The sequence below is a fragment of the Mycobacterium sp. genome (assembly GCF_019243155.1).
GTDB lineage: Bacteria > Actinomycetota > Actinomycetes > Mycobacteriales > Mycobacteriaceae > Mycobacterium.
Map to the genome: position 1 here is coordinate 1 of NZ_JAFAUS010000075.1, position 8,419 is coordinate 8,419.

The 8,419-nt window shown below is 63.3% G+C and carries 8 protein-coding genes; 3 read left to right on the forward strand and 5 right to left on the reverse strand.

Features of this window, described 5'->3' with window-relative positions; all coding sequences use genetic code 11:
- Nucleotides 1-637 (reverse strand): acyl-CoA dehydrogenase family protein (locus tag JOZ00_RS03860; protein WP_366022249.1); only part of this gene is annotated, 637 nt, incomplete at its 3' end.
- 42 nt (nt 638-679) lie between these two features.
- Between JOZ00_RS03860 and JOZ00_RS03865 the strand changes: the two genes are divergently transcribed.
- Together JOZ00_RS03865 and JOZ00_RS03870 are read left to right on the forward strand one after the other, a co-directional pair.
- Nucleotides 680-1,969: a condensation domain-containing protein gene (locus JOZ00_RS03865; protein ID WP_293339871.1), complete on the forward strand. Its 1,290-nt coding sequence runs from the start codon at nt 680-682 to the stop codon at nt 1,967-1,969.
- A 46-nt stretch (nt 1,970-2,015) separates the two neighbouring features.
- The gene (locus tag JOZ00_RS03870) at nt 2,016-2,759 is read left to right on the forward strand and encodes an Rv3717 family N-acetylmuramoyl-L-alanine amidase (protein WP_293339886.1); all 744 of its coding nucleotides are present in this window, start codon (nt 2,016-2,018) and stop codon (nt 2,757-2,759) included.
- A gap of 1 nt (nt 2,760) precedes the next feature.
- Here the strand turns inward: JOZ00_RS03870 and JOZ00_RS03875 are convergent, their stop codons facing one another.
- Complete coding sequence (locus JOZ00_RS03875; protein WP_293339874.1) at nt 2,761-3,525, reverse strand: cutinase family protein; 765 nt, start codon at nt 3,523-3,525, stop codon at nt 2,761-2,763.
- 520 nt (nt 3,526-4,045) lie between these two features.
- On the opposite strand from JOZ00_RS03875, the gene JOZ00_RS03880 reads away from it, so the two are divergent.
- Complete coding sequence (locus JOZ00_RS03880; RefSeq protein WP_293339877.1) at nt 4,046-5,533, forward strand: NAD(P)/FAD-dependent oxidoreductase; 1,488 nt, start codon at nt 4,046-4,048, stop codon at nt 5,531-5,533.
- Nucleotides 5,534-5,586: 53 nt separating this feature from the next.
- On the opposite strand, the gene JOZ00_RS03885 is transcribed toward JOZ00_RS03880, so the two are convergent.
- From JOZ00_RS03885 to JOZ00_RS03895, 3 genes are all read right to left on the reverse strand, one after another.
- Nucleotides 5,587-6,171 carry a fasciclin domain-containing protein gene (locus JOZ00_RS03885; protein ID WP_293339880.1) on the reverse strand — a complete coding sequence of 195 codons (585 nt, stop codon included), beginning with the start codon at nt 6,169-6,171 and terminating at the stop codon, nt 5,587-5,589.
- A 108-nt stretch (nt 6,172-6,279) separates the two neighbouring features.
- Complete coding sequence (locus JOZ00_RS03890; RefSeq protein ID WP_293339888.1) at nt 6,280-8,028, reverse strand: cytochrome c biogenesis protein DipZ; 1,749 nt, start codon at nt 8,026-8,028, stop codon at nt 6,280-6,282.
- 106 nt (nt 8,029-8,134) lie between these two features.
- The coding region (locus JOZ00_RS03895; protein WP_293339883.1) for an anti-sigma factor at nt 8,135-8,419 on the reverse strand (285 nt) is incomplete at its 5' end.

Genomic DNA, 8,419 nt, shown 5'->3' on the forward strand with positions numbered 1-8,419 from the left:
CCGTTCCCGCATAGATGTCGGCCACCGCGACCATCCGATGCTCCGGGACGAAGACGTCGGTGACGATGACATCGTGCGAACCGGTGCCCCGCATGCCTGCGGTCTGCCACGTGTCAGCGACCTCAACGTTGGCGGCCGGTACCACCACGAGCGCGGGTTCGATGCCGTCCTGCCGCTCCACGAGCGCGCCGACGACCACCCAATCGGCGTCCATCGCACCTGTCGCCCACGACCACCGGCCCGTTAGCCGGACACCGCCGTCGGCCGGAACACCGCGGCCGGTGGGGGCCAGGGGAGCCGGCGCCAGTACGGGCCCCGAGGCGAATACCTCCTCCTGCAATCGTGGGTCGAACAGCGAGAGCATCCAGTTGTGCAGCGCGTAAAACCCCAACGTCCACGCGCTCGATGCGCATCCGTGGGCCATCCGCCGAATCGGTTGCAGCAGTTCGGGAAACGATGCCTGGATGCCGCCGAACCGGGCCGGTAGCAATAGGCGGAACAGCTCCATCTGCCGGAATTCGGCGACCGTCGCCTGGGGCAGTCGGCGCAGCCGCTCGGCCTCCTGCGCGCGCTCGGAAAGCCGTGCGACGAATTCGTCGGTGATCCCGTGCGGGGGGCTGCTTTCGAGCACGGACATGCCCCGGACGGTACCATACTATTTAGTACGGTAACCCGCCTCGTGAACCAAACACGCACGGGTTTCGTCTGCATTGTCATGGTGCTCGAAGAGACCTCGCCCGCCCAATTAATTCGCACCGTCGATGCCGCCGAACGACTCTTCTACCGTTACAGCGAACGCAATCCGGCCCACTTCGCGCTGGTGGCCGAGTTCGACGAGGTGCTCACCGCTAACCGGTTGAAGCCGGCGCTGGCCGCCATTCAAAACCGACATCCCTTGTTGTCAGCGCATGTTGAGGACCGCCCCGGCATTCGGCTTGGTTTCTATCGCGCGGCTGCCGTTGCGCCGATCGACCTGACCGTCCACCGAGACACGGCGACCTCGTGGGAGGCGCTCGCGGCCGACGAGCTCAGCCGAACGTTCGACCGATCCCGTGCGCCGCTGATGCGCGCGTCGTTGCTGCAGAGGCCAACGAGCAGTGCGCTATTGCTGGTCTTCGACCACACCATCGCCGACGGCATCTCCTCCGTGCTGGTCCTCAACGACTTGCTCGCCGCGCTCAACGGCGCGACCTTGCCGAATCTGCCTGTGCCGCAATCCCAGGAAGAGATGCTCGCTCACGCCTTGCCGAGGGTGGAGCCATTGGATCCCTCCGAGTTGCCGAACGACCCCAGGATGCGCACACCCAGTGTTTTGCGGCCCTTTGACGGCGGCTTGACCAACGTGCACACCATGGCCATGACGGAAGTCGACACCGCAAGATTGGCGCAGCGGTGCCGTGCGGAACGGACCACGGTACATGCGGCGTTGGTGGTCGCGATGTGCCGAGTGCGCGCGGCCGACCGTGGCGAAGACTTTGTGCGGGTGCTCAATCCGATCAACTTCCGCGCCCTGGTCGGGTCCCCCGAAGACTGCGCGCTCTACATCCAGTCGACGTGGACGGGATTGTCTCCGTGGGACGGAACGGCGTTCTGGGACCAGGCGCGCGCGACGACCGCGCACCTCGAGGTCGCTCGCTCGGCGCGCGGAATCCGCGCAGCTTCGCTGGCCGTGCAGCTGGCGATGCCGATCGACTCCGAAGTCGGCCACGCCGAGGAGCTATTTGGCCGCGTGTGTCCGTTCGACATGCTCGCCACCAACCTTGGCGTGCAGAACCTGTGTGGTGCCGGGCCGTTGCGGCCGACCGCAATCTGGGGGCCGGTAACCCAAAGCCAGACCGACGGCGAGCACGTCACCGGGATCACCACCTACGAGGGCAGGCTGCGAATGGTGAACTGTGGCTACAGCGTGCCGGTCACCTTTCTGAAGAGCGTCGTCTATGCCCTGATGTCTGCCGTCGACGAGGCGTAGCAGGGCCGGTTGTTACCATCGCGCGGTGAATGGTCGCCCAATTCCGATGCGATCGGTTTCACGACGCGATGTGCTGAGGTATGCCGGTGTCGCGCCGGCGATACTCGGTGCCGGAGCAGTGTTGGGCGCCCCACGTGCGTCCGCCGGTGTTGCGGGAAAGTCCGTCTTCCTCGATCCGGGCCACAACGCCGTGAACGACGCGTCGATCAATCAGCAAGTCCCCAATGGTCGGGGCGGCACCAAGGAGTGCCAAACGTCGGGCACCGCTACCAATGGCGGCTATACCGAGCACGCGTTCACGTGGGCGGTCGTTGGGCTTATCAGCGGCTCGCTCAACCAAATGGGGGTGCACACCCAGCTGTCACGGGACAGCGACGCCGGTGTCGGCCCCTGTGTCGATGCACGCGCGGCGGCGGCCAATGCGATGCACCCCGACGCGATCGTCAGCATTCACGCTGACGGTGGGCCGCCGTCAGGCACCGGATTTCACGTGAACTACTCCAGCCCGCCGCTCAACGACTCGCAATCCGGGCCCTCCGTCGAGTTGGCACGCATCATGCGGGACACTCTGGTACAGAACGGCTTTCAACCGGCGAACTACGTCGGTTCGGGTGGCCTCTACGCTCGCAGCGATCTGGCCGGGCTGAACCTGGCGCAGTACCCCGCGATCCTCGTCGAACTCGGCAACATGAAAAACGCCGACGAGGCCGCGCGGATGGAGAGCTCCGACGGGCGCGCGAAGTACGCCGCCGCGGTCACTCAAGGCATCGTCGTGTACCTGAACAGCTAGCTCAGTTCCCAAACCCTCCGGGTGCCGGCGCCGCGACCGGAGCGGGCCCGGGCGGGCCGCCCAGCCCGAGGTGGCTGGAAGCGAACGCCACGCCTTTGTCAATCACCGTGCCGTCGTCGGCGTAGGTGTCGTGCGCGGCGAAGTTGAGGCCGTCGGAGCAAACCGGGTCATCGATGGCGCAGACCTTGACGGTTTTGGCGTCATACATCGGGCCGATGACGACTGGCGGCTCGCCGAGGAAGTTCATCGCCCGGACGTTGGGCATGCCGAAGAGCACGACGGAGGAGACGTGGTTGGCGACGTCGGGGGACAGCGGCTTGGGGACGGTGTTCGGGTCGATGCCGTCCGGGACGGCGGCCGAGGTGACGAAGCCCATCACGGCCGCGCCCTGGGAGTATCCCCCAAGCACCATCTGGGTCTTGGGACAGTCGTGTGCCATCGAGACCACGTGTGCGCCCGCGTCTCGGACGCCGTCGATGCCGGTCTGCCACTGTTCGGTGGCCGGATAGTTGACCGGATAGACGTCGAACGACCTACCACCGACGCGCTGGTGCAATGCGTCGACGAAGGCCTGACCGGTCGGGCCTACGCCCGGAGCTTCGCCGGTGCCGCGAGCAAACACCACCTGCACGTCGGGACAGTCGGCGGACGCAATAGGGATGGCGAAGCCGCCGAGGACCGAAGCGCCGAGCCCCGATGCTGCAACGACAGCAGGAACAAAAGAACGAGTGACGAGACGTCCGAAGACGTCAGACCCAGTGCCCATGCAGGCCCCTCCCAAACTGTTAGTTCCGCAAAGCTTCGTGATGGTTTCCTGTATACCGGCCGACGGCGATGAACGGCGGGTTGGCTATCACCGGACTGACGCAGGTGTCGCGCCATCGGATCACGTATGGAGACACCTTAATCCGTCGGCTGGTGTCGTTCGCTGAGGCCAGCCGGGTAGGAACACAAGATTTGACTCATGCAAATTGCTTCGACGTGCCGGCGCGTTCCGTGCGGTAGCGAAGTGCATCAGTTAGCTCGATCACCGCGATTTGGCCGACGGCTCCATTCAAGCAATCGATTTAATCGCTGCGGTCATGCAGGTAACGGTGTTTCATATGCCATTCGCAAACGAAAATGGCAGTTGACGCGCAGTTTGTTCGGGCAGTTGCCAGGTTACGGCGGGGGTGTCAGCAAGGTCACATGCTGGCAAAACTCGGAAGTGTCGACGTGCAAAAGCTATTAGATTTTTGTATCTTAAGAAAAGTTTATTATTCGGACGCGTAAGCAGGAGTACGGCTGTGAACACGGACCGTTTTGACGCGATCATCGTCGGTGCGGGTTTCGGCGGCATCGGCGCCGCGATCCAGCTCAAACGCCTCGGGTTTGACAATTTCGTCATTCTCGATCGCGAAGACGATCTCGGCGGTACCTGGCACGTCAACCATTACCCCGGCGTTGCTGTCGACATCCCGTCCACCACGTATTCGTACTGGTTTGAGCCCAAACCAGACTGGTCACGGCTGTTTGCGCCGGGCGCGGAGGTCAAACAGTACGCCGCGGACATCGCCGACAAGTACGACGTGCGACGCTGTATGCGGTTCAACACGACCGTTGAGGGTGCCCAGTGGGACGAAGACGCCGCGGTGTGGCGGGTCGCGCTGGCCGACGGCGAAAGCCTGACCGCGCGGTTCCTGATCACCGCAACGGGGTTCCTGTCCCAGCCGCGCGTTCCGGATATCCCGGGCATCGCCGGCTTCGAGGGCAAGATTGTCCACACCACGGCCTGGGACCACGACTACCGCTATGAAGGGCGCCGAATCGGGGTAATCGGCACGGGAGCCTCTGCGGTGCAGGTCATCCCGGAGTTGGCCAAAGAGGCTGCGGACCTGACCGTGTACCAGCGCACCGCGACTCACGTGATTCCGAAGTTCGATTTCCCGATCTCCCCGACGCTGCGTCGCCTGTTCGCGCGCTTGCCCGTGACGCAGCGGCTTGTGCGGTGGGTGAGCGACGTCATCCTCGAGCTCATCATGGTCTTCATGGCGCTCCATTTTCGGGAGTCGCGGGGGCGGGGGAACATTTCCGCTTCCGACCTGGCCAAGATGTCCCGATTCCGGTGGATCCGGGACAAGGAACTGCGCGGCAAACTGACGCCGGACTACGACCTCGGCTGCAAGCGGCCGACGTTTTCCAACAGCTTCTACCGCGCTTTCACAAAACCGCACGTGCACCTCGAGACGAACACGATTGAGCGGATCGAGGCGGACGGCATCGTCACCGCCGATGGGCGTAAGACCGTCATCGACACCTTGGTGCTCGCGACGGGATTCGACCTGTGGGAGGCCAACTTCCCGGCCATCGAGGTGGTCGGCCGAAAAGGACGCAACCTGGGTAAGTGGTGGCGAGAGACCAGGTTCCAGGCCTACCAGGGCGTCTCCATGCCCTACTTCCCGAACTATCTGGGCCTGGCAAGCCCGTTCGCCTTCTCTGGATTGTCCTTCTTCCACACCATCGAATACCAGATGCGGCATATAGATCGGCTGCTAAGTGAGGTCAAACGCCGCGGTGCGACGACGTTCGAGGTGACCGAAGAGGCCAACGACCGGTTCATGGAGCGGATGACGAAGCTGCTGGACAATTCGGTGTTTTACTCCGGCAACTGCGCCACGTCGCGTTCGTACTACTTCAATCCCAGCGGTGAAGCATCGCTGCTGCGGCCGACCTCGACGCTCAACTCCTTGCGAGACAGCCGGTCCTTCCCGCTCAGCGACTACACGATCGCCTAGTTGACGATCGTGTAGTCGCCGAGATGATGGCGTCCCCGCAGCGCCAACATCCGCTACGCCGGCGGCATCATGACCGTGTCGATCATGTAGACAGTGGCGTTAGCGGTGGGAACGCCACCGCACACCACTCCCGCATTGTTGACCGTGAGGCTATTTCCCTGGCCTGTCACGTTCACATTCGCGCCCTGCATGGTTTTGTGAGAGCCAATGACCCTCGCCGGACTCAGCTGGCCCTGCACCACGTGATAGGTCAGGATGCTCTTCAGCATGTTCGAATCGGTCTTCAGCTGGTCGATCGTCTGCGGCGGCAGCTTGTTGAATGCCGCGTCGGTCGGTGCGAAGACTGTGTACTGACCGTTGTTCAACGTGTCGACCAGGTTGACGTTCGGATTCAGCTTGCCTGACAACGCCGAGGTGAGAGTTGTCAGCATCGGGTTGTTGGACGCCGCCACCGCCACCGGAACCTGCGACATTCCTTGCACCGATGCGGGACCGCTGGGGTTTGCGGCCGCGTAGTCGCCGCACCCCGGCCCCACCAAATCGGCCGCAGCGGCGGTTGGCGCGGTCGCCACACCCAGACCGAGCACGGCGGCTGCCGCGAGACCTTTCGCCGCAACCGATGTTTTGTGTGCTTTCATCGCGTTTGCCTTCCTTGTTGTCGGCAGCGGATTTTCGCCGCCGAGTTATTGCTCGACGTCGGTAATTCGGAGCCCGAACGCTTTTGGATTGGATGACCATCGCTGCAATCAGCCATACGTGAACGAGTACACCTGCACCCCTTGGGTGGGGTGTACCTCGAGCGTCCCCGATCGCGAGTGATCGCCGGATACGAGCTGGCGTGACGTCGGCGGCCCGCTGATTGGAACCGTGACGGATCGTCCGTCACGTGTGACGCTGAGGGATCCGGTTCCGCCGACGACGATGTAGACGTTGCTGGCGTGGTAGTTCAGCTTGATGCTGGACTGATTGCTTTCGGCGGTCGCGCCTTGGTAGTCGAGCGACCACGGACCACGGAGGGCGAAGTGGTCGGGGGCAAGCGTGCGCGGGTAGTCGAATGTGGCTGTGCCCTCGTCGTATTGCCCGTCACCGCCGTAATTGACGACCTTGCCAACGCCGAAGTAGGTCTCGGGGGTGGTCTGTTCCTCCGCGGTCGAGCTGCTCGCGTCCACTGGTGGTGGCAGCGTAAGCCCGGGGTGGGCGCTCATCATCAACTGCCTGATCAAGTGCTCAGTGACGTTGTAGTCGCCTTCGCCGAAATTGATGTGACGTACCTGCCCGTCGGCGTCGATCAGATACTCAGCGGGCCAGTAGCGATTTCGATAGTTCGTCCAGGTGGAATAGCCGTTGTCGAGCGCGATCGGGTAGTCGATGCCGAGCTCGGTGGCGCCTTTCGCGACGTTGCCCGGCACTTTTTCGAACGCGTACTCCGGAGTGTGTACGCCGATGACCTCGAATCCGTCGTCCTTGTACGCGTTATGCCAGCTGACGACGTGTTGGATGGCCCGTTGGCAGTTGATGCACGAGTACGCCCAAAAATCGATCAGTACGACCTTGCCGCGTAAGGACTCAAGCCTGAGCGGCCGGTCGCCGGGCGTGTTCAGCCAGCCGACGATGCCCTTGAGATCGGGTGCTGCACCGCACTTTTCGAGCCCGGGGACTCCGTTGCCGCAGTTGGACAGCTGCGCATTCTGCTCGTTGACGATGCCACCAAGATTCAGTTTCTCCCGGATCCCATGGTCGGTGGCCAGCCTGTCTTGCAGCCGGCTGGTGTAGTCCGGAACGGCCCGCTGCAATATCGCGGACAGATTGAACACCAAAGCCAGCGCGAGCAGGATCATCACGATCCCCGCCGCGATTCGGATCCGGCGCTGTCTGCGTTGGAAGGCTCCTACCCTGTGGGCCACCCCGCGACCCGCCAACGCGAAGATCAGCAGCGGCAAGGCGGTGCCGAGCGCGAAAGCGCTCGTCAGCACTATTGTGCGCAAGCCCAGCGGTGCCGTGGCGCCGGCCACCACGATGGCAGCGAGAACTGGCCCAGCGCAAGGGACGTAGAGCACGCCGAGTGTCAGGCCGAGACCGAAGTCGCCACCCCGAACACCAAGGGCGCGTTGCGGGATCCGGGCGAATGGCCGTTCCAAGAGATGCTGGACACTCGGGAATATCAGGCCGAGCCCGATCGCAATCAATGCGACCAGCGCGATCCAGCGAATGACATCCTGCGGTAGATGCAACAGCGACAACAATGCCGAGCCCGCGAGAGTGACCAGGGTGAAGCTAAGCACTAGACCGCAGATCACCAGGTAGGGACGGATGGCGTTCCTGCGCTTCGGCTCGACCGCGACATCCACGCCGCCGCCGGAAACCTGCTGTGCGGCACTGTCATTGCCGGCGCTCTGAGCACCCGCGAAGAAAATAACGGGTAGCACGGGAATGATACATGGCGATACGCCTGTGAGTAGGCCTCCGACGTAGCCGATCAGAGCAATGGTCAACACAAATGTCATTCGGCGCCAAGCCAGTCGTGGATTGGTACTACCACAACGAAAGACAGCCCGACCGTGGCCGGGCTGTCTCATCGGGCACGCCCGGTCGGGGAGCCGATCAGCTCAGCGGTAACTCGGCGAGGATGGTTCCGGTCGGCTGCGGCGACCCGGTGCCCGGTTCGATGGTGAACGCCAGGGCTGTCGATGATCCGAGGTTTGCGAGCGTCGCCGTCGTCGATGGTGCTACCGCGGCCGTGCTCATCGTCCCTGCTGACGTTGGGCCGTTGGCGCCCAGCAACCACATTTGGTAGACGGTTCCCGCGGAAGGAGGTGCGACATTGTTCATCACCAGCACACCAGCGTTGCGGTCGTGTGAAAAGACCACCGTGGCAGTCCCATTGCC